Source organism: Flavobacterium sp. LHD-85, assembly GCF_030929595.1.
Lineage (GTDB): Bacteria > Bacteroidota > Bacteroidia > Flavobacteriales > Flavobacteriaceae > Flavobacterium.
In genome coordinates this window covers 926,047-947,900 of sequence record NZ_JAVFVR010000001.1, presented here as the reverse complement: position 1 = coordinate 947,900, position 21,854 = coordinate 926,047, and the positions used below count along the sequence as shown (strand labels likewise).

21 protein-coding genes are annotated in these 21,854 nt (G+C 33.4%); 9 read left to right on the top strand and 12 right to left on the bottom strand.

The genetic code is table 11. From position 1 onward, the window contains the following. The first annotated feature begins 128 nt into the window (after positions 1-128). Positions 129-1,904 (top strand): helix-turn-helix domain-containing protein, encoded by a 1,776-nt coding sequence (locus RB618_RS04060; protein ID WP_308067590.1) that lies wholly within the window; start codon positions 129-131, stop codon positions 1,902-1,904. Between the two features lie 28 nt (positions 1,905-1,932). On the opposite strand, the gene RB618_RS04055 is transcribed toward RB618_RS04060, so the two are convergent. The 3 genes from RB618_RS04055 to RB618_RS04045 are packed head-to-tail and all read right to left on the bottom strand — an operon-like array spanning position 1,933 to position 2,434. Further along, positions 1,933-2,076 carry an rSAM-modified peptide gene (locus RB618_RS04055; RefSeq protein ID WP_308067589.1) on the bottom strand — a complete coding sequence of 48 codons (144 nt, stop codon included), beginning with the start codon at positions 2,074-2,076 and terminating at the stop codon, positions 1,933-1,935. Positions 2,077-2,108: 32 nt separating this feature from the next. Further along, positions 2,109-2,249 (bottom strand): rSAM-modified peptide, encoded by a 141-nt coding sequence (locus RB618_RS04050; protein WP_308067588.1) that lies wholly within the window; start codon positions 2,247-2,249, stop codon positions 2,109-2,111. Positions 2,250-2,293: 44 nt separating this feature from the next. After that, positions 2,294-2,434, bottom strand: coding sequence for an rSAM-modified peptide (locus tag RB618_RS04045; RefSeq protein ID WP_308067587.1), 141 nt, complete (start codon positions 2,432-2,434; stop codon positions 2,294-2,296). A gap of 571 nt (positions 2,435-3,005) precedes the next feature. Between RB618_RS04045 and RB618_RS04040 the strand changes: the two genes are divergently transcribed. The 6 genes from RB618_RS04040 (at position 3,006) to RB618_RS04015 (ending at position 10,765) form a co-directional block, all read left to right on the top strand. Beyond that, positions 3,006-4,562 (top strand): vitamin K epoxide reductase family protein, encoded by a 1,557-nt coding sequence (locus RB618_RS04040; protein WP_308067586.1) that lies wholly within the window; start codon positions 3,006-3,008, stop codon positions 4,560-4,562. Positions 4,563-4,633: 71 nt separating this feature from the next. Next, entirely contained in the window at positions 4,634-4,816 is a 183-nt protein-coding gene (locus RB618_RS04035; protein WP_308067585.1) for a hypothetical protein, read from the top strand. Positions 4,817-5,081: 265 nt separating this feature from the next. Further along, a complete protein-coding gene (locus tag RB618_RS04030; RefSeq protein WP_308067584.1) occupies positions 5,082-5,273 on the top strand; it encodes a hypothetical protein in 192 nt (63 codons plus the stop codon). Between the two features lie 314 nt (positions 5,274-5,587). Next, positions 5,588-7,780 (top strand): peptidase domain-containing ABC transporter, encoded by a 2,193-nt coding sequence (locus RB618_RS04025; protein ID WP_308067583.1) that lies wholly within the window; start codon positions 5,588-5,590, stop codon positions 7,778-7,780. Positions 7,781-7,782: 2 nt separating this feature from the next. Continuing rightward, complete coding sequence (locus RB618_RS04020) at positions 7,783-9,078, top strand: HlyD family efflux transporter periplasmic adaptor subunit (RefSeq protein WP_308067582.1); 1,296 nt, start codon at positions 7,783-7,785, stop codon at positions 9,076-9,078. Between the two features lie 34 nt (positions 9,079-9,112). Then, positions 9,113-10,765: a S41 family peptidase gene (locus tag RB618_RS04015; RefSeq protein ID WP_308067581.1), complete on the top strand. Its 1,653-nt coding sequence runs from the start codon at positions 9,113-9,115 to the stop codon at positions 10,763-10,765. Between the two features lie 52 nt (positions 10,766-10,817). Here RB618_RS04015 and RB618_RS04010 read toward each other — a convergent pair whose 3' ends face one another. The 3 genes from RB618_RS04010 to RB618_RS04000 all read right to left on the bottom strand — a co-directional run bounded on the left by RB618_RS04010 (position 10,818) and on the right by RB618_RS04000 (position 12,727). Continuing rightward, a complete protein-coding gene (locus tag RB618_RS04010; RefSeq protein ID WP_308067580.1) occupies positions 10,818-11,531 on the bottom strand; it encodes a methyltransferase in 714 nt (237 codons plus the stop codon). A 71-nt stretch (positions 11,532-11,602) separates the two neighbouring features. After that, the gene (gene rimM, locus RB618_RS04005; RefSeq protein ID WP_008466225.1) at positions 11,603-12,127 is read right to left on the bottom strand and encodes a ribosome maturation factor RimM; all 525 of its coding nucleotides are present in this window, start codon (positions 12,125-12,127) and stop codon (positions 11,603-11,605) included. Between the two features lie 15 nt (positions 12,128-12,142). Next, positions 12,143-12,727, bottom strand: coding sequence for a 30S ribosomal protein S16 (locus tag RB618_RS04000; RefSeq protein ID WP_308067579.1), 585 nt, complete (start codon positions 12,725-12,727; stop codon positions 12,143-12,145). 190 nt (positions 12,728-12,917) lie between these two features. Here RB618_RS04000 and RB618_RS03995 point away from each other — a divergent pair, with 190 nt between their 5' ends. Both RB618_RS03995 and RB618_RS03990 read left to right on the top strand, forming a co-directional pair. Continuing rightward, positions 12,918-13,412 (top strand): DUF6252 family protein, encoded by a 495-nt coding sequence (locus RB618_RS03995; protein WP_308067578.1) that lies wholly within the window; start codon positions 12,918-12,920, stop codon positions 13,410-13,412. Positions 13,413-13,522: 110 nt separating this feature from the next. Then, the gene (locus RB618_RS03990) at positions 13,523-13,867 is read left to right on the top strand and encodes an RNA-binding protein (RefSeq protein WP_250834416.1); all 345 of its coding nucleotides are present in this window, start codon (positions 13,523-13,525) and stop codon (positions 13,865-13,867) included. Positions 13,868-13,999: 132 nt separating this feature from the next. On the opposite strand, the gene leuB is transcribed toward RB618_RS03990, so the two are convergent. The 6 genes from leuB to RB618_RS03960 all read right to left on the bottom strand — a co-directional run bounded on the left by leuB (position 14,000) and on the right by RB618_RS03960 (position 21,507). After that, positions 14,000-15,055, bottom strand: coding sequence for a 3-isopropylmalate dehydrogenase (gene leuB / locus RB618_RS03985; protein ID WP_026727055.1), 1,056 nt, complete (start codon positions 15,053-15,055; stop codon positions 14,000-14,002). 108 nt (positions 15,056-15,163) lie between these two features. After that, a complete protein-coding gene (locus tag RB618_RS03980; RefSeq protein ID WP_308067577.1) occupies positions 15,164-16,684 on the bottom strand; it encodes an alpha-isopropylmalate synthase regulatory domain-containing protein in 1,521 nt (506 codons plus the stop codon). Positions 16,685-16,933: 249 nt separating this feature from the next. Beyond that, positions 16,934-17,530: a 3-isopropylmalate dehydratase small subunit gene (leuD, locus tag RB618_RS03975; RefSeq protein ID WP_278019797.1), complete on the bottom strand. Its 597-nt coding sequence runs from the start codon at positions 17,528-17,530 to the stop codon at positions 16,934-16,936. Between the two features lie 110 nt (positions 17,531-17,640). Continuing rightward, complete coding sequence (gene leuC, locus RB618_RS03970; RefSeq protein ID WP_308067576.1) at positions 17,641-19,035, bottom strand: 3-isopropylmalate dehydratase large subunit; 1,395 nt, start codon at positions 19,033-19,035, stop codon at positions 17,641-17,643. Positions 19,036-19,553: 518 nt separating this feature from the next. Further along, positions 19,554-20,474: a helix-turn-helix transcriptional regulator gene (locus RB618_RS03965; RefSeq protein WP_308067575.1), complete on the bottom strand. Its 921-nt coding sequence runs from the start codon at positions 20,472-20,474 to the stop codon at positions 19,554-19,556. Between the two features lie 229 nt (positions 20,475-20,703). Next, complete coding sequence (locus RB618_RS03960; RefSeq protein ID WP_308067574.1) at positions 20,704-21,507, bottom strand: SDR family oxidoreductase; 804 nt, start codon at positions 21,505-21,507, stop codon at positions 20,704-20,706. Positions 21,508-21,854 lie beyond the last annotated feature (347 nt).

Sequence of the window (21,854 nt, the reverse complement as noted above, 5' to 3'; positions counted from 1 at the left end):
AATATAACAAATAACGGTAAAATTGTTATATTTATACATGGTAAAAATAAAATTAATAGGAATTTGGCAAATTAATTGTAGTTTATTGATAATTTATAGACTATTTTTGAATTCCAAAAATAAACTTAATGAGGCTGATCATCTCTTTTTTCTTTTTACTACTAATATTTTCCAGTGGGACTGCTCAAACTACAGGAGAGCTCACGGAGCAAAAGTACTTAGAATTACAGGATAAAATCCGTTTTAGCATTAATGGAAATTATGATGAAGGTTTAGTTTATGTAAATCAATTGATTAAATCTAAGAATGAGATTCATCAAGCCTTTGCTTATGGCGCCGGTTCTTATCTGTATCAGCTAAAAGGGAATGCTAATCAATCTGATAAATTGTATGCAGAAGCGATAAAGCATTTAAATAAAGTCCCAGAGTCTACTAATAAAATAAAGCTTCATGCATATTTATGCAACTACAGAGGTCTTACCTATTGGAAAAGATCAAATTATGGCAAAGCTCTTAGCAGTTATCAGGAAGGAGTGAAACTTTCTACTAAAATAAATGATGTTGTACAAATTGTAAAATTTAAAGCCAATATTGCTTTACTAAATGAAGGTGTTGGCAATTATCGGCTGTCTATAAAAATCTTAAGACAAAATGATGCATTTTTAGATAAAAATGAGGGCTTGTATGAAAAAGATCAGTTTCAGAATTCAAAAAGTAATACCTACACAAATCTTGGAAATTCTTATGAAGGATATTATTACAAGAGCCGAGATAAAGCTTACTTACTAGATTCTGCGGAGTATTATTATAAAAAAAGCATAGCGTATTCGGATAGATTTATTGACAATAAGACTATTTCTAAACTTAGTTTAGGAAATATTTATCTGTTTAAAAAGGATTACGTAAATGCTGAAAAAATTTATTACGATATCTCTTTTTATGCCAAACAGACTGATAATGAAGATTTGTATCAAATCGCCAGTTATAATTTAGGAGATCTTTATTTTTCTATGAAGAAATACGATAGAGCTCTTATATTTTTAAAAAAGGTAGATTCTATTAGTCAAAAGAATAAAGCTATGGATAATAGCTATTTTAAGTCTAATTATATACAGGCTAAAATTTACAGTATTAAAAATGAGCCTGAGCTGGCTTATAAACATTCTAAAATATACTTGGACTCATACGAAAAGTATGAAGGAAATCTTAGAGAAGAAACACTAGAAGTTAACTATAAACTGGGAACAGCAGATCTTAGTGATGAGATGCTTAGCGTTCAGGAGAAGTATAAATATGAAGTGTTTTGGAATAAGGCATTGAAAGTATTTTATGTAATTCTAGTAATCGGAATTGTGTTTTTCCTTATTAAAAATATTAGGGATAAAAATAAAGCTCAAAAGAAAATGAACGCCTTGATCGAAGAGTTCAAAGCTAATCTAGAGAAAAAAGAACTTGAAAAAGTAGAAATAGACGTAGATTCTACTGAAAAAGCAGCAATGGAGGTTCTTGAAACTGAAGATATTACTTTGAAAAAGGAAAATGCGAATTTGAGTATTGATGAGGCAAAAGAAAATAAGATAGTCGAAAAGCTATTGGCTTTAGAAGAAAAGCTAGAATATTTAAATGCTGATTTCACGCTTTCGTATGCGGCTAAAAAAATAAAAACCAATACGACTTATTTGTCTTATGTTGTGAACAAAAGATTTGGAAAATCTTTTAGTGAATATTCTAATGAATTGAAGATTAATTACGTTATTAACCAAATGATTACAAATCATTTATATCGTAAATATTCTACACAGGCAATTGCAGAAAGTGTAGGGTTTAAAAATGCAGTTTCTTTTGCAAAATCATTTCGCAAAAGAACTGGAGTGTCTCCAGCTCAGTTTGCGAATAATATTTAATGTAGTAATCATAATAATTTTTTATTTTTTATGTGCTTCCGTTACCACCATTACCTTTTCCTGGATTTGGTTCAGGAAGCGGCTCATTATCTCCTCCTTTAATTGTTTTTTGTTCTTTTCTAGAAATTGTATCTAGTAGAAAATCTTCGAATGTTAATGTGCTATTTTTCATGACTTGATTTTTTTGGATTTACTTTTAAATGTTTAATTATTTCCGCCGCCAGTTGCCTTTCCTGGGTTTGGATCAGGAAGTGGCTCTTCGTCTCCGCCTTTAATTGTTTTTTGTTCTTTTCTAGAAATTGTATCTAGTAGAAAATCTTCGAATGTTAATTTGCTATTTTTCATGATTTGATTTTTTTGGGTTTACTTTTAAATGTTTCAAATTCTGTTTAGTTATTTCCACCACCACTTGCTTTTCCTGGATTTGGTTCAGGAAGCGGCTCTTCATCTCCTCCTTTAATTGTTTTTTGTTCTTTTTTAGAAATTGTATCTAGTAGGAAATCTTCGAATGTTAATTTGTTATTTTTCATGATTTGATAATTATTTGAATTAAAAAATTAGTACTATAAATCTTTCATAAATATTTTTATGCAACTTTATAAAATGCTAAAAAGAGCATTAAAAATGGTTTATGTAAGAATTTTTTAGGCTTAAAAGCAGTAGGAAATGGGCTTTGTTTGTAAGTTAGTTTTGCTAAAAGTGTACTGCTTAGGTTCGTTTTTTGGGGAGTGTATTTTGTTATTTAGATTTCAATTTTGACTATTTTGAGTCATTTTGAGAAATCTGTTTTATGATTTCTTTATTCAAAAATCATGTGTTTTTATGCGTCTATTTTTCATGTTTTTTAATGTTTAGATTATTGCCTATTCAAAACTAGATAAAAAGCAAAACCGTTAATCGAAAATGGGTTTTCTGAGCTTTTTATTGAAAGAATGAACGTGTAACAATTTGAAAACCAATAAATTACAAAGACACCTATGCTTGGTATAATTTATAAATTGTATGTGGTATAATTAATAAAATGTATGTGTTTATGTGATTTTTATCAATAAAAACCCCAATCTTTGCAGTGTAATTATGATTTAAAAACGATCAAAAGCGATGTTAAAACTGGTTCAAAAATTTCTGCAAATCAACCGCTACTCAGATATCAAAAATGAGTTTAAGGATCTGTTTTTGTCTCATCCAAATTATCCGAGTTTGTTTGCCATTACAGACTCGTTTGATTTGCTTTCTGTAGAGAATGCAGCTGTAAGAGTTTCGAAAGAACAGATTGAAGATTTGCCATCTAACTTTTTGGCATATTTTAAAGACGAATTAATATTAGTCGAAAAGATTAAAAGCGGTGTAAGAATTACAACCTCAAAAAAAGGAAGTCAAAAATTATCTTACGATAAATTCCTTTTAGATTGGAATGGAGTAATTGTTGCCATTGAACCAAATAATGTAGTAGCAAGAGATAATCTAAAAATAGAATACAACTGGCTAAAATATTTTCTGCCACTTGCACTTGTAGCAGGATTATCTTTCTACTATAATCATTTTGATTGGTTTAGCGCTTCGTTCTTGGTAACATCGGTTTTAGGGCTAATTGTAAGTATATTTATTGTGCAAGAAAGATGGGGAGTTAAAAACACCGTAATTTCAAAATTTTGTAATTTAAGTTCTAATTCTTCTTGTCATTCAGTAATAAGCTTCAATGATGATATTGCAAATAGATGGTTGAGTTTTTCAGATTTCCCATTAATTTTCTTTAGCTCAAGCATTATAGCAATATTGGTTCAGCCTTTAAGTTCGGCAGTTTTTGTTGGATTCTTAAGTTTATTGGCAATTCCGGTAATAGTATGTTCGATCTGGATTCAAAAATTTGAGATTCAAAAATGGTGCATCATGTGTCTTGCAATATCATTTTTAATATTGGTGCAAAGCATTGTTTGGTTTTCGTCAGATCTTTTTACGTTGAGTTTTAGTTTTAATGAAATCTTTCCTTACGTATTCTCTTTATTGCTTTTAATTCCAATTTGGGCAGCAGTTAAAGTAATGATTAGAAAAATGCTTGATAATGAAAACTCTCTAAAAGAGCTTAAGAAATTTAAAAGAAATTACTCGCTATTAAATTTCTTGTCTAAAAAAGTAAAATATACAAAAGGATTTGAAGATTTAAGAGGTTTGACATTTGGCAATAAAAATGCAGGAGTTAGACTTTCTATAATTCTTAGTCCAAGTTGCGGACACTGTTATAAGACTTTTCAAGAGGCTTTTGATTTAGTATTAAAGTTTCCGGACAAAATATTTTTGAATGTTCTTTTTAATATTAATCCAGAAAATAACGATAATCCTTATAAAGCTGTTGTAGAAAGACTTTTGACCATTAACAGAACAACACCTGGAAAAACGGTTGAGGCAATTTCAGATTGGTACATCAAGAGAATGATATACAAAAAATGGCTTAAAAAATGGAATGTTGATTCTGTAAGCATGATGATAAATCAGGAAATTCAGAAACAATATGATTGGTGCTCTACGAACAATTTTAATTATACACCAATTAAAATTGTAAATGAAAGGCTATTTCCAAATGAATATGAATTGAATGAATTGAAGTATTTCTTAAATGATTTTGTAGAGGAAGTTCAAGTTTTGGAAAAAATAGCATAGGAAGAATAAAAAACAGAAGTTTCGACTGTTAAAAATAGAAATGGTTAACCCAAATTTAAAAACCTGCAGACATGTTAAAGAATATTTTGAAATTGAAAGGCGTAGTAGAATTGACTGCAAATGAATTGAAAACAATAAATGGAGATCATGCTCCAATTTGTGAAGACGGATTTAAAGCTAAAAGATGTACAGAATTTGGAGATGTGACAGCATACTGGAACTGCATACCAAATAATTATGTTGGAGGCTGTTAAAAAGATTTTTTTAAGCATCAAGTTATTGCAGATTTGAGGCTTTAACAAAAAAACGTAAATAACTTGTTATGTTAGAAAAAATTTTAAAAAGCAAAGAAACAAGAAAGCTGACTAAAAAAGAGCAAAAAAGTATCTTGGACAGTGAGTATTCGCAAGAATTTAATTGTACTGATGCTGGTATCGAGAACAATTAGCTTGATAATTTTAATCTTTAAATAGTAACAGAGCGTTTTTTTCTTTTACTATCTAAAAATACGGTATTAATATGTTAAAGAAAATTTTAAGTCTTGAAGGTGTTCAGCACATTAATAGAAGTGAGCAGAAAACCATAAAAGGAGGAATTCCAGAATGCTGGGTTTATGCCTTAGAAGCAGGATGCATTTTAATACCATTAGGCGAAACTTGTCCGCTAAATACGTCATCGGGTATTTGTGATTCAAGTCGTCTTTGTTGTTGATTTTTAACTTTTTTAAAAGTAACCGATATAGCCTTATTTAGAATTTAGTCATGTTTTTTTTGAATGTATAGGCGCTCGATCGTGGAACATTGAGCATATTCTCAGTATTGATGATTGGTACTGAGATTCTTAGGAGTTGGCCGCTGTGTTAATTTATTTGGTTAGGGTAACCGCGGTCATGTCCTAAAGAAATTGTGTTGCTACAAAATTTGTTTTTAAATACTAAAACAGAGAAGATTTAGGTCTTCTCTGTTTTTTTTATAGATTAACAAGAAATTTTTTTCTTAAATTGGTCGGAAATAAATCAAAATAAATTGAAAAAATTCGCTCATTATAAACAGGCAGATAATAAAGATTGTGGGCCAACATGTTTAAAAATAATTGCTAAATATTACGGTAAAACGATCAATATTCAGGAGTTGAGGGATTTTAGCGAAACAACTCGTGAGGGAAGCAATTTGCTTTTTTTGAGCGATGCCGCCGAAAAAATAGGATTTAGAACTTTAGGAGTTAAACTCTCTGTAAAAAGAATTGAAGAAGCTCCACTGCCATGCATTCTGCACTGGAATAAAGACCATTATGTTGTGCTTTATAATATTATAAAAGGGAAATATTATATCTCAGATCCAGGTTTTGGTCTTTTAAAATATAATAAAGAAGAATTTGTAAAGTTTTGGATTGGAAATAACGCCCACGATGAAACAAAAGAGGGAATTGCATTATTGATCGAACCAACGCCTAAATTTTTTCAATCTGATTTTGATAAACAGGAAAATTCAGGATTAGGTTTTAGATTTCTTAGCCAATATTTATTTCAATACAAATCATTTCTTGTTCAGCTTGCTATAGGGCTTTTTGCGAGCAGTTTGCTCAATTTAATTTTTCCCTTTTTAACCCAGAGTATTGTCGATGTTGGAATCCAGAACCAGAACATCCATTTTATCTATCTGATTCTTTTTGCTATGCTCTTTGTTTTTGCAGGAAGAACAGGCTTGGAACTCGTCAGAAGTTGGATTTTACTGCATTTGTCAACCAGAATCAATATTTCTCTTATATCAGATTTTTTTATCAAATTAATGAATCTGCCGATCTCTTTTTTCGATGTAAGAATGACTGGAGATATTATGCAGCGAATAAATGATCATAGGAGAATCGAAAAAATATTGACCACATCATCACTTAATGTTCTGTTTTCTGTAATTAATATGTTTGTTATGGGCGCTGTTTTGGCCTATTTCAATCTCAAGATTTTTCTAGTCTTTTTTGCAGGAAGCGTTCTTTATTTTGGTTGGATTGTTCTGTTTTTGAAAAGAAGGGAAGCGCTGGATTATAAGCGATTTGCAGAGGTTTCAAACGAACAGAATAAAGTAATGGAGCTTATAAACGGAATGCAGGAAATCAAGCTTCATAATGCCGAAAAACAAAACCGTTGGGGTTGGGAGTATGTTCAGGCAAGACTTTTCAGGATTTCGATAAAAGGACTGATTTTAGAACAGACACAGACAATCGGATCTTCGATCATAAATGAATTAAAAAATATATTTATCATTTTTCTATCAGCCAAACTCGTGATAGATGGTTCTATAACATTAGGAATGATGCTTGCCATAAGTGCAATTGTAGGAAACTTAAATGGCCCGATTACCCAGTTAATAGAGTTTGTGAGAGAATGGCAGGATGCTAAAATTTCGCTTGCCAGATTATCAGAAATTCATCAGAAAGAAGATGAATTGCAGCAGGAAATTCATCAGACAAGCGATGTGCCGCAAAATGCAGATATCGAAATTAAAAACCTGACTTTTCGTTATTTAGGATCAGATGTTCCTGTTTTAGATAATTTAAGCCTTTTAATTCCGACTAATAAAGTAACAGCTATAGTAGGAGTTAGCGGAAGCGGTAAGACAACTTTAATGAAACTGCTTCTAAAGTTCTACGAACCTGAAAAAGGAGAAGTCTTAATTGGAAATGCACAACTTAAAAATATAACGCAAAATGCTTGGAGATCTAATATTGGTGCCGTAATGCAGGAAGGTTTTATTTTTAGCGACACCATTGCCAAAAATATTGCTTTTGGAGTAGATATAATTGATAAACAGCGATTGGTCTATGCGGCAGATGTAGCCAATATCAAGCAATATATAAGCGAACTGCCATTGGGGTATAATACCAAAATCGGTGCAGATGGAATAGGAATGAGTACCGGACAGAAACAGCGCCTTCTAATTGCGAGAGCGGTTTATAAAAATCCTGAGATCCTATTTTTTGACGAAGCGACTTCAGCACTAGACGCGAATAATGAAAAGGAGATTATGAAAAAATTAGACATCTTTTTTAAGGATAAAACAGTTGTTGTAATAGCGCATAGGTTGAGCACGGTTATGAACGCGGATCAGATTGTGGTTTTGGACAAGGGAAAAATTATTGAAATTGGAAACCATTCGGCATTGGTGGAACAGAAAGGAAATTATTTTGAATTGGTTAGAAACCAATTGCAGTTAGGAAATTAATTATGGCAGAAAACAACGATACGTTTGAGTTAAGAAGCGAAGAGGTTCAGGATATCCTAACCAAAGTGCCACATTGGATGATACGATGGGGAACTGTTCTCATATTTTCTATTATCGTCATGCTGTTTTTTGTTTCCTGGTTTGTCAAATATCCAGATGTTATAAAAACCGAAATCGTAATTACCACTAATATTCCGCCAGAGAAAATAGTATCAAAATCTTCTGGACGCATTGAGGCAATTTTGGTTAAAAATAAGACGCTTGTTTCTAAAAATAGAATATTGGCTATTATTGAAAATACAGCTAATTACAAAGATGTTTTTGTGCTTAAAAATATTGTTGACGGATATGATGTAAATAATTCTCAAAAAGAATTTCCTTTTGCATTATTGCAAAACAAGCAATTAGGCGAGATAGAAAGTGCATTTGCAGAATTCCAAAAAGACTATCAGGCGCAGGAATTAAATAAAGACCTGCATCCTTTTCAGGTAGAAAGCAGAGCACAGCAGTCTGAGAAAATTCAGATAACCGAAAGAATAGAAATTCTGCAGCAGCAGAAAGTAATTAATGAACGGGAATTGGAACTTCAGAAAAATGAAGTGGCACGCTTTGAAACCTTATTCAACAAAGGAATTATTTCTGCTCAGGAAATGGAAGCCAAAAAATTGAGTTTTCTTCAGGCGCAAAAAAATTATAGAGGCTTATTATCGTCGATTTCTCAATTAAGGTCTTCTCTTATTGATAATACAAAATCAAGCCAGAATTCGCAGATAAACAGCACTAGAGAAGAAGTTAACCTTGGGCGCAGTGTCTCGCAGTCGTTTTATCAGTTAAAAAAAGTGATAAAAGACTGGGAATTGGCTTATGCGTTAAAATCTTCCATCAGCGGTAAAGTAACTTTTCTGCAGGTTTGGAATGAAAACCAGACCATAAATGTTGGAGATAATGTGTTTTCTATAATTCCAGATGCTAAAAACAGTTTTATTGGAAAGGTAAAAGCTCCGGCTTTAAACTCAGGAAAAATAAAAGTAGGACAACGCGTAAATATCCGTCTGGCTAACTTTCCTGACAGAGAATTTGGAGTTTTGAAAGGAGAAATCAAAAACATTTCGCTGGTGCCCGATAAAGATGGAAATCTGCTTATAGATGTTGCGCTTCCAAAAGGTTTGAAAACATCATACAATAAACAGATTGCTTTCCAGCAAGAAATGAAAGGAAGCGCAGAAATTGTAACCGAAGATCTGCGTTTGATTGAACGAATTTTATATCAGTTTAAAAATATTTTTGAACAAGTTTAACCATTTAACTAACTAACCGAAACCCCAAATTTTAATGAAAAAAACAGTACTCATTGCATTTTTACTAGTATTTCAATACTCATTTTCAAAACCAATCACCGAAACTCAAAAGCTAGCTGCAACCTGCAAAGTGTGGGGCTTTTTAAAATATTATCATCCGAATGTTGCGGATGGCAGTAAAAATTGGGATGAACAATTATTTCAAATCCTGCCAAAAATAGAAGAGGCTCAGACTTCTGAAGCTTTTTCTCTTGTTATAGAAAACTGGATTGATTCTTTGGGAGAAATCAAAAAACAGCAATCTTTAAAACCTGCTGTAAAAAAAGAATATTTTGATAAAAACTTCGATTTGTCGTGGGTTAATAATAAAGAATTGTTTTCGAAATCACTTTCCAAAAAACTAAAGTTTATTGAAGAAAATAGAATTCAGGGTAAGCAATACTATGTTAATTTCGAACTTCATACAGGAAATGTACCTCTTCAGTTTAATAACGAAGTAAAATATGCTGATTTTAAATGGACTGATAAAAACTTACGTATTTTAACTCTTTTCAGGTATTGGAATTACATCGAATATTTCTTTCCATATAAATATCAAATGGACGAAAATTGGGACAAAGTATTAAATGAAATGTTGCCAAGATATTATGCGCCAGAATCTGAAAAGGATTTTAATTTGGCAATGCGCGAAATCTCTGTAAAACTAAATGATACTCACGCTGCGACTAGTATGGCTCAATTGTTTGACTATTTTGGTGATAAATTTATTCCTGTGGACGTTACTATTATTGATGAAAAAGCGATTGTTGTTGCATTGAAAAATGATTCTCTGGCAAAAGTTAGTGATATTAAGATTGGTGACGTAATTACAAAAGTAGAGGGGAAGACTATTGCAGAAGTTTTGAAGGAAAACCGAAAATATGTAGAAGGATCTAACGAACCATCTGTTTTAAAGAATGCATATTGGACAATTTTTAATGGAAAAACACCTTCATTTGAAATCGAGTATATTCGAGACGGAAAAACGGCAGTAAAGTCTATTAATAGATACGTGTACGAAGATTTAAAAATTCAGTTTCCTGATAAAGAAAAATGGAAGATTTTGGAGGGTAATATTGGTTATGTTGATTTTGACGAACTTGATCCAGCAGATGTCCCAGCCTTAATTTCGGCATTAAACAATACAAATGCAATAATCTTTGACAATAGAAATCGACCACACGAGGTTATGTACCCAATTGCAGATTGGCTTAATCCTGAAGAGAAAGAATTCGCTAGATTTCTTGATCCAGATGTAAATTACCCTGGGCGTTATTATTGGAGAGAAGGAATTCAGAAGTGCGGAAAAAATAATCCAGATTATTATAAAGGAAAAGTAATTGTTATAACAAATGAAAAAGCTGTAAGTCATGCTGAGTTTACCGTCATGAGTTTGCAAACGGTTCCTAATTGTGTAGTAATCGGAAGTCAGACGGGTGGAGCTGATGGCGCAAATTATAGATTTCAAATCATTAGAGGATTTGGTTCATCATTTACTTGCTATGGTGTTTTTTATCCAAATAAGAAAGAAACTCAACGAATCGGAATTGTTCCTAATATTGAAGTGAAACCAACGATTTTAGGAATTCAACAAGGAAGAGATGAAGTTTTGGAAAGAGCAGTTCTTTTTGCTAAAAAAGGCAAATAGAAAAATCTAAATAGAGTCTTTGTCAAAGTTTTTAAACTTTGACAAAGATTTTTTACATCTTCAAGTAAAAATCTTTAGTCAGCTCGATATATTCTGGAGTATAAACGTGTCTTTCAATTTCGATTACTAATTCATCGATTTCAATTTTAGAAACTTCATTTCGGCTAAAAGCCAATAAACTTCTTTTGATTTCCGATTTTGGAGTTCCCTTAACTCTTGTGATTTTTATTGGATAAAGTTCTGATTCTTTTGCTAAAGCAATAAACTTTTCTTCTTCTTTGAAAGGAAGGATAACGGCTAAAATTCCGTTTTCTGAAAGCAATAAATCGGCAGCTTCGACAAGCTCTTCAAAAGGCATTGCATCTTGGAAACGAGCTAAATCACGTTGTTCGCTTTCTGTTTTATAGTCTTCAGTATAAAAAGGTGGATTCGAAACGATTAAATCGTATTCATCTTCTGGTTCGTCAATAAATTCATCTAAACCAGCATGAAAACAAAATAGGCGATCGCCCCAAGGAGAAGCTTCAAAATTTTCTACAGCTTGTTCATAGGCATCTTCATCAATTTCAAGCGCATCAATTTGTTCCGCATGACTTCTTTGCGCAAGCATCAAAGCAATAATTCCAGTTCCTGCACCAATATCCAAAACACTAAAAGGATTATGATGAACAGGAGCCCAAGAACCCAATAAAACACCATCGGTACCAACTTTCATAGCGGTTTTATCTTGTTTTATAGAAAATTGTTTGAAACTGAATGTTGACATTTCTAAAAATTAAAAAATAAAAATTTACGAAAAGTAATGATAGAAAACTGTGACTGAGACTGATTACTAAATTATAGATACATCTCAATAAGACCTTCAGGAAGATCCATGATTACTTTTTTGTTTTCGCGATCGATTTTTACAAGAAACTGATCAATCATGGGAACTAAGATTTCAACTTCGCCATTTAAAACTTCAAAAAGAGGCTGTGCAGTTGAATCATTTATGGAAGTTATTTTTCCGAAAACGCCTAAACGTTTGTCTTCAATTTCGAAACCAATAACTTCGTGGAAGTAGAATTTGTTACCAGTAAGTTTTGGTAACATAGTCAAAGGAAGATAAATAGGACTGCCAACAAGAGCATCTGCATCTTCTTCGGTATTTACATCTTCAAAACGAACTCTTAAAAAGTCGTTTTTATGCAATGAACTTGTTTCAATAAAAAAAGGAACCAAGTGTTTGTTGCTTTCAACAAACACTGATTCCAGATTTTCGTATAACTCAGGTTCATCCGTGTCTAGATAGACTAAGACTTCACCCTTGAAACTAAATTTTTTAGCGATTTTACCTAAATAAAAACAATCTTCTTTACGCATTATCGCTAAGTAAAATTATGCTTCAGTTGTTTCGTTATTCTCTTCAGCAGCAGGAGCTTCTTCAGTAGCTTCAGCAACTTCTTCAGTAGCCTCAGCAGCTTGTGCAGCAGCAGCAACTTCAGCTTGTGCAGCAGCAGCAACTTCAGCTTGTGCAGCAGCAGCATCAGCGATACGCTTAGCGTTAACTTCTTTCTCTGCTTTTAATGCTGTAGCTTTAGCATCAGCTTTTGCTTTAGATAAACCATCTTTTTTAGCATCAACTTTACCAGCTTTTGCTTCTAACCAAGCAGTTAATTTAGCATCTGCTTGCTCTTGTGTTAAAGCACCTTTACGAACTCCTCCATCAAGGTGGTGTTTCAATAAAGCACCTTTGTAAGAAAGGATAGCTCTAGCAGTATCAGTTGGTTGAGCACCATTGTGTAACCATTTAACTGCGCTGTCAAGGTTTAACTCAACAGTTGCTGGGTTAGTGTTTGGATTGTAAGTACCGATTTTCTCTAAGTATTTACCATCTCTTTTTGAGCGTGCATCTGCAGCTACTACCCAGTAAAAAGGTTTTCCTTTTTTACCGTGTCTTTGTAATCTAATTTTTACTGACATAATCTTATTGATTAAATTTTGAGGTACTCGACCTCTGTTAATTAAGGGCGCAAAGATATAATTTTTTTATGAAAAATGCGTTTTAAAAGAGATTAAATATATTTGAGTCATTTTTTTAGCATTTTTTTGACTTTTTAAATTAAGTATTTAGCTCTTAATGCAATACTTTTGCACCAAATTCATTTTAAATATGAAAAAATACTTTTACTTTCTATCTCTTCTGCTTTTGCTTGTGTCTTGTACAGAGGATGTTAGATTTAATAACCCAGCCTTTCAAACTTTAAAAGATAATGTTTTTTGGAGAGGCCAAGTTTATAGCGCTGGGATCGAAACGAATGGTTTTTTTATTATTGAAGGTTCTTTAGGCTACGAGCAAATTAAATTTCAGATTCCTGAACCAGCTGAGAAAACCTATGTTTTAGGTGTAAATGATGATATAAAAGCCGTTTATAAAAACACTTATAAAGGAGAAGAAGCAGAATTTACTACTGGAACAGGCAAGGGAAGCGGAGAAATTGTTGTTACAGAATATAATACTGCTGATAATACCATTTCTGGAACTTTTAAATTTACAGCAGTTAATACTAGTTCTGATGCCGAAAAACAAACAATGCATTTTTCAGAGGGTGTTTTTTATAAAATTCCAATAGAACCGGGGGCAAACTTTGTTCCTGTGAGCAATTAATTCCTAGATTTTAACCTCGTCAAATCAGAATAAAAACTTAAATAAATCCATAACATGGTAGATTAGATATAAATAAGAGTACATTTGCTTCTTATTATAAATAAATATCTATGAATATTTTCGTTGGAAGCCTTCCATTCAGTATTGAGGAAGCAGATTTAAGAGAGTCTTTTGAGGCTTATGGAACAGTTGACTCTGTTAAAATTATTACTGATAAATTTACTGGAAGAAGTAAAGGATTTGGTTTTGTTGAAATGCCAAATGATGCAGAGGCTCAAAAAGCAATCGATGAATTGAACGGTGCTGTAGTTTCAGGTCGTACAATCGTTGTAAATAAATCTGAGCCAAAACCAGAAGGCGAAAGAAGAAGTTTTAATAACAACCGCGGAGGAAACGATCGTGGTGGTTACGGAAACAACCGTGGTGGAGATCGCGGAAACAGAAGAGAATATTAATGTTTTTTTTCTAAAATATAAAAGGGATCAACGAAAGTTGATCCCTTTTTTTTTGTTTTTTGTAGAGACGCACCGCAGTGTGTCTAATATAACGAGAAGACGCACTGCAGTGCGTCTCTACGATTTCTTTAATTATACATTAGCTGCTAACCAGTCACCAACTTCTTTAGTGCCGTATGCTTTTCCGCCATTAGCTAAATCTTCAGTAACAACTCCAGCTTCTAAAGCTTTGTTTACAGCATCTCTCATCGCTTTTCCTTCCTCCATTAATCCGAAGTTTTCGAACATCATAGCAGCAGATAAAATAGTAGCCATTGGGTTTGCAATGTTTAATCCTGTAGCTTGTGGGTATGAACCGTGAATAGGTTCGAATAAAGATACTTCAGCTCCCATAGAAGCAGAAGGCATTAATCCCATTGAACCTGAAATTACAGAAGCTTCGTCAGTTAAAATATCTCCAAATAAGTTCTCTGTAATCAATACATCATAAGAGTTTGGCCATTGAACCAAACGCATAGCAACAGCATCTACAAATTCGTAGCTTACTTCAACTTCTGGATAATCTTTTTCCATTGCCTGAACCGTTTCTCTCCACAAACGTGAAGTTTCCAAAACGTTTGCTTTATCAACGCAGCATAATTTTTTAGAACGAGTCATAGCTAGTTCGAAACCTTTTTTAGCTAAACGCTGCACTTCAGCTCTTGTGTAAACACAGTTGTCGTATGCTGTGTCTCCGTTGTCTTTTCTTCCTTTTTCACCAAAGTAAATTCCTCCAGTTAATTCTCTTAAGAAAACTAAATCAGTTCCTTCAATTCTTTCTCTTTTTAATGGAGATTTATCTAATAAAGATGGGAAGGTAAAAGTTGGTCTTACGTTTGCGAACAAACCTAATGCTTTACGCATTTTTAACAAACCTTGTTCTGGACGTACTGGCGCAGAAGGATCGTTGTCATATTTAGGATGTCCGATTGCTCCAAAAAGAACGGCATCGGCATTTTTACAAACTTCGTGTGTAGAATCTGGATAAGGTTCACCAACTGCATCAATTGCAGCAGCACCAGTTAAAGCAGGTTTCCAAGTGATTTCATGTCCAAATTTTTTTGCAATAGCATCAGATACTTTTACAGCTTCATTTATTACTTCTGGTCCGATTCCGTCGCCGGCTAAAAGGGCTATGTTTAATTTCATTCTATATGTGTTATTAAGGTTCAAAGGTTCAGAGGAACAAAGGTTCAAAGTTTTGAAAGCAGGTAAAAACCTCTGTGCCTTTGCAACTTTGAACCTTTGTCCCTTATATTAAGTAACTATATTCAACATTTTCTGCGTTGCAATAATCGCTGCAACAGTTTGATCCGAGTCTAATCCGCGGGTTTTGAATTCTTTTCCGTTGTTGACCCATGTGATAATGGTTTCACACAACGCATCAGAACTACTTCCTGGTGGGATTCTCACGGCATAATCGATCAATTTTGGAAGTGTAAGTTTTTTGCTTTTGTAAATTTTGGATAAAGCATTCATAAAAGCATCAAACTGACCGTCTCCCTGAGCATTTTCTTCGATTATTTCTCCGTTTAAATTTAAAGATAAAGTCGTAGATGGGCGCATTCCTTTAGAATGAACCAGCATGTAAGAATTTATAGTAATTTTTTCTTCGTAAGTATGACTGTCCAAAACATCAGAAATAATGTATGGAAGATCTTCCTTAGTTACGGTTTCTTTTTTATCGCCCAGTTCGATAATCCTTTGGGTAACCAATTTCAAATCTTCGTTGTTTAATTTTAAACCTAATTCCTGAAGATTTTTCTCGATATTGGCTTTTCCAGAAGTTTTTCCTAGAGCGTATTTTCTTTTTCTCCCAAAGCGTTCTGGAAGAAGATCGTTAAAATACAAGTTGTTCTTGTTGTCTCCATCGGCATGAATTCCAGCTGTTTGTGTAAAAACATTATCACCTACTATAGGTTTGTTGGCAGGAATTCTGTAGCCTGTAAAAGTTTCTACCAACTTGCTTACAGAATATAGAGAAGTCTCTTTTACATTGATGTTTACTTGTGGCAAATAATCGTTAATTACGGCAACAGTACTTTCAAGAGGTGCATTTCCAGCACGTTCTCCCATTCCGTTTACCGTTACATGAAGTCCGTTGATTCCAGCTTTTATCGCTTCCATAACATTAGCAACGCTTAAATCGTAGTCGTTATGTGCGTGGAAATCAAAGTGAATGTTTGGATATTTTGTTCTGATTTTCGAAATAAATTCAAAAGTTAGCGACGGAATTAAAACACCTAAAGTATCGGGGAGTAAAACTCTTTTAATTGGCTGAGTTGCTAAGAAATCTAGGAATTGAAAAACGTAATCTGGAGAATTTCGCATTCCGTTGCTCCAGTCTTCCAGATAAACATTAGTTTCTATATTATTTTCTTTAGCTAAAGATATAATCTGAGCAATTTCAGAAAAATGCTGTTCGGGTGTTTTTTTCAATTGATGCGTTAAGTGATTCATTGAGCCTTTGGTCAATAAATTCTGCACTTTAGCACCCGCTTTTTTCATCCAGTCAATTGAAACACCGCCGTCAACAAACGTAAGAACTTCAATTCTGTTAATATAACCGCGTTCTTCAGCCCATGAAGTAATGCCTTTTACGGCTTGAAATTCTCCTTCGCTCACTCGTGCAGAAGCAATTTCGATTCTATCAATATTTAATTCCTCCAACAACAATTGCGCAATGGTTAATTTTTCTGCAGCAGAAAATGAAACTCCCGAGGTTTGTTCACCATCACGAAGCGTCGTATCCATTATTTCAATTTTTCTTTTTTCCATATTGATATTCTAATTTCTAAACGGGTTGGATATTATTGATATCCTTTATTTTAATTTGAACGCTGATTTTACGGATTCGCATTCGCGAAGACGCTGATAAAAACGGATTTTTTATAATTTAGATAAAATAAAATCCGTGTTAATCCGTGTTTTTGCGAATGCAAATCAGTTTCATCCGCGTTCTATATTCTAGAAAGACCCGAGAGGTTTTGAAGCCTTTCGGGTCTAATAGACTGAATGATATTGCTATTAGTAAGGAAGTTTATCAGCGAAAGCTTTAATATCCTCTTTCATATCTTGTAAATAATCAATGTCGTCAAAACCATTAATCATATTATTCTTTTTGTATCCGTTGATAGCAAAAGATTCTTGCTGACCAGTTGACAATAAAGTAATAGTTTGGTCAGGAAGATTGATTTCTAATTCTGTTTTAGGATCAGCTTCGATTGCCTTGAAAATATTTTCCAAAAACTCTGGGCTGATTTGCACTGGCAAAACACCAATATTCAAACAGTTTCCTTTGAAGATATCTGCAAAGAAACTAGAAACTACAGCACGGAATCCGTAATCGTAAACCGCCCAAGCAGCGTGCTCTCTAGAAGATCCAGAACCGAAGTTTTTTCCTCCAACAAGAATTTTTCCACTGTAAGTTGGATTGTTTAAAACGAAATCTGCTTTTGGAGTATCGTCTCCGTTGTATCTCCAGTCTCTGAAAAGATTGTCTCCAAAACCTTCACGTTTTGTAGCTTTTAAGAAACGAGCTGGGATGATTTGATCTGTATCTACGTTCTCAATTGGCAACGGAACTCCGCTGCTAGTAAGTATATTAAATTTATCGTATGCCATTTTTGTTTTTGCTTTAGGCTGTAGGCTGTAAGCTTTAGGCTTTTCCTACAGGGTGTATTATGTATTGTGTTTTTAGCTTAAAGCCTATTGCTTAAAGCTTATAGCGAGAATTAAAATAATTCTCTCGGGTCTGTTAGTTTTCCTGTAACAGCAGCTGCAGCAGCCATAATTGGAGAAGCTAAAAGCGTTCTTGAACCAGGACCTTGACGACCTTCAAAGTTTCTGTTTGAAGTACTTACTGCATATTTTCCAGCAGGAACTTTATCGTCGTTCATTGCTAAACAAGCAGAACAACCCGGCTGACGTAATACGAAACCAGCTTCTGTCAAGATATCTAAAATTCCTTCTTCTTTAATCTGCGCTTCAACAACGTGAGAGCCCGGAACTAACCAAGCCGTAACATTATCTGCTTTTTTTCTTCCTTTAACAATTTCAGCAAAAGCTCTAAAATCTTCAATACGCCCGTTTGTACAACTTCCTAAGAAAACGTAATCGATTTGTTTTCCGATCATTACATCATCTTCGTTGAAGCCCATGTAAGCCAAAGATTTTTTGTAAGTTTCCTCACCACCTTCAACTTGGTTTGCACTTGGGATATGTTTTGTGATACCAATTCCCATTCCAGGGTTTGTACCATAAGTAATCATTGGTTCAATATCTTCAGCTTTGATGTTTAATTCAGCATCAAATACAGCATCAGCATCTGTTTTAAGTGTTTTCCAATATTCAACAGCTTTTGTCCAAGCTTCTCCTTTTGGAGCGTAAAGTCTTCCTTCAAGGAAATCGAAAGTTGTTTGGTCAGGAGCAATCATACCTCCACGAGCACCCATTTCGATACTTAAGTTACAAACTGTCATACGGCCTTCCATAGTCATGTTTTCAAAAACATCACCAGCATATTCAACAAAATATCCTGTTCCTCCAGAAGTAGTTAACTGAGCAATAATATAAAGTGCAACGTCTTTTGGACCAACACCTTTGCTTAATTGACCATTTACGTTAATACGCATTTTCTTTGGTTTAGGCTGCATGATACATTGAGTAGAAAGCACCATTTCAACCTCAGATGTTCCGATACCAAAAGCAATAGCTCCAAAAGCACCGTGAGTAGACGTATGCGAATCACCACATACAATAGTAGCACCTGGCAAAGTAATTCCGTTTTCAGGACCAACTACGTGTACAATTCCATTTTTTTGGTGCCCTAATCCCCAGTGCGAAATTCCGTATTCGTTCGCATTATCTTCAAGAGCTTTAAGCTGGTTTGCAGAAAGCGGATCCTGAACTGGTAAATGTTGGTTTATGGTTGGTGTATTGTGGTCGGCAGTTGCAAAAGTACGTTCCGGATATAATACGTTAACGCCTCTTGATTTTAATCCTAAAAAAGCAACAGGACTCGTAACTTCATGAATGAAATGGCGGTCAATAAAAAACACATCTGGTCCATCTTCAATTTTACGCACAACATGTGAATCCCATACTTTGTCAAATAATGTCTTACTCATTTTTTATTTTTTTTAATTGTAATTTCTATAACCACAGCAATTTCCTGTTCATTATAATAGCAAAACAAAAGTAAAAAAAGATAAAAAAGCGTCAATTTCAATATTTCATTATATACGATACCCAAACTAATTTACAAATTGCCAAATGGCTTTTGCAGACTAAAATTTGAAAGAAAAATGATGAAGAAACTAATTTGCTTTTTCTTTTTCGGCTTTAATTTTACCTGATTGTTTTTTGTTTTAATAGTTTGCAAATTTATCTCAAAATCAATATAAAATATAAGAATTTGTTTGAAAAAATCTAACAAAATGAATAAAAATAGTAATAATTGTTAGTTTTGATTTCTTTGTAAAAAGTATGCTTTTTGGGTTTTTTAAAGCTTTTTAAGGTGTTTTTTGGGTATTATTTAGATTCAATAAAACATCAAAATACTACGACATCCAAGAAGTGTATTTTTATGAAATTTTATGATTTTTTGAGGCAGAAATTGATTTTTTGAGAGCAGCGTTTTTAAAAATTAGTTCAATGAATTTTTAAATTCTAATGGAGTAAGATTGGTTTTCTTTTTGAATAATTTACTGAAAGATTGCGGATACTCAAAACCTAATTGATAAGCAATTTCTGCTACTGAAAGATTGGTTGTAATCAAGAAATCTTTTGACTTTTCGATTAATTTCGAATGAATATGCTGTTGTGCATTTAATCCAGTTAAGTTGCGAAGCATGTCGCTTAAGTAGTGACTTGAAACATTGATTTGCGAAGCCAGAAATTCTACTGTTGGCAATCCTCTTTTTAAGGTTTCTGCATTGCTGATATAGTTATCAAGAGTTTCTTCGACTTTTAATAATAAATCGTTACTGATGGTTTTTCTGGTAATGAATTGGCGCTTGTAAAAACGATTACTGTAATTCAGCAAAACATCAATGTAAGAGACAATCACATCCTGACTCATTTCATCAATTGCAGTATTGAGTTCGTTGTCGATGCTTTGTAATAATCCAATAATAATTGTTTTTTCACTGTCAGAAAGATGCAGCGCTTCATTGGTATCATAAGAAAAGAAGCCATATTTTTTGATGCTTTTTCCCAAAGGATAATTTCGAATAAAATCAGGATGAAATAAAAGTGTATAACCTCCATATTCAACACCTTCTTCATTTTCAGTAAAAATTAACTGAGTTGGAGAAGCAAACATAAGTCCGCCTTCGTTGAAATCATAATAGCCTTGACCGTAGCCCATTTTTCCTTTGGTAGAAAACTTATAAGAGATCTTATAAAAATCAAGCAAAAAGGCATGATTCGCTAAATCTTCGTTGATGACCAACTGTGTGTTGTCTACCAAACTCACCATCGGATGAAGTGGTTTTGGCAGTCGAAGCAGGTTGTGAAACTGCGATATAGAAGAGATTTTTTCTGGACTATTGTTTTTTCTTTCCATGATATAAAAGTATGAAAATTTGAGAGACTAAAATCAGCTTCGAAGAAGCGAAATATTTATAGAAATTGTATTTGTTGTTGAGAGCAAAGCTCCAGCGGAGCGACATATTCATTGTGATAAATATTTCGCTCCGCTGGAGCTCTTTTGCTTTTGCATGATTGAATTTCTATAAATATTCTGCTCCGCTGGAGCCTAATAAAAAGAATATGGACGGCTTTATTAGGAATTATTATTCTCCAAAAAATTGTTTGCCAAATTCAGAACGAAAAACTTCGTCTCCAACCTCTAGTCTTTGTTTGTAAAGTGCTTTTGCATCTTCCCCGGCAACATATCTTAATTGGTTTTTTCCATCTGTAGCAGCTTCATAAACTACATCTGCAATTTGCTCTGGGGTCGATGCCATTTCAAACATGGTGTCAACACTTCCAAACATTTTATTGGTCATTGTTTCGTATTCTGGCAAAGTACTTGTATCAAGTGAACCGTGCAAAAACTCTGTTTTGATTGCTCCAGGAGAAACTGTTTTAATGTTTATTCCAAACGGATTTAGTTCGTAAGCCATACTTTCGCTCCAGCCTTCCAATCCCCATTTTGTTGCGTGATAGATTGATCCTAAAGGGAAAGCAATCAATCCGCCAATGGAAGTTGTTGAAATAAATGAGCCGTTTTTTCTTTCTCTGAAATATGGGATAAAAGCATTTGTAACGCGAATTACTCCCAATAAATTAGTGTCCAATTGTTTGGTGATTTGAGAATCAGAAAAACTTTCTAAAGGACCAATTAATCCATAACCTGCATTATTAAAAACGATATCAATGTCACTTAGTTCTAATGCTTTTTTTACTGTAGTTTGAATTTGATCATAATCGGTAACGTCTAGAGGTAAAAGTGTTACGTTTTTTAATTGAGAAAGTTCAGTTTCTTTTTCCGGATTTCTCATGGTTGCGATTACATTCCATCCTTTTTCGTGGAATAATTTTGCTGTTGCTTTTCCTAAACCTGATGATGCGCCTGTGATAAAAATTGTTTTCATGGTTATTATTTTTTTAATTGTTATAATTTGATGAAGCAAAGTTCAGGATACACTGCAGTTTAAAAGTGTTCATTTTGGAGTAAAGAGTATCCAAAATGAATAACCGAAGTTTTTTGGATTAAAAAACTTTGAGTTGTAATTATTTTAAACACATAGAAACATAGTTTTTCTTTGTCTACAAAGGCGTTTCGCTTATTTAAATACACATAGCTATGTGTGAAAATCTAGATTTTCTAAAATCTCTTTTTATAAAACTAAAATCTATGCTTCTATGTGTTTAATTTTTTACAAGTTGCAATCGGCGAGTTTTAATTAACGTTTTTGTTAACAACTTTAGCTTCTTTATT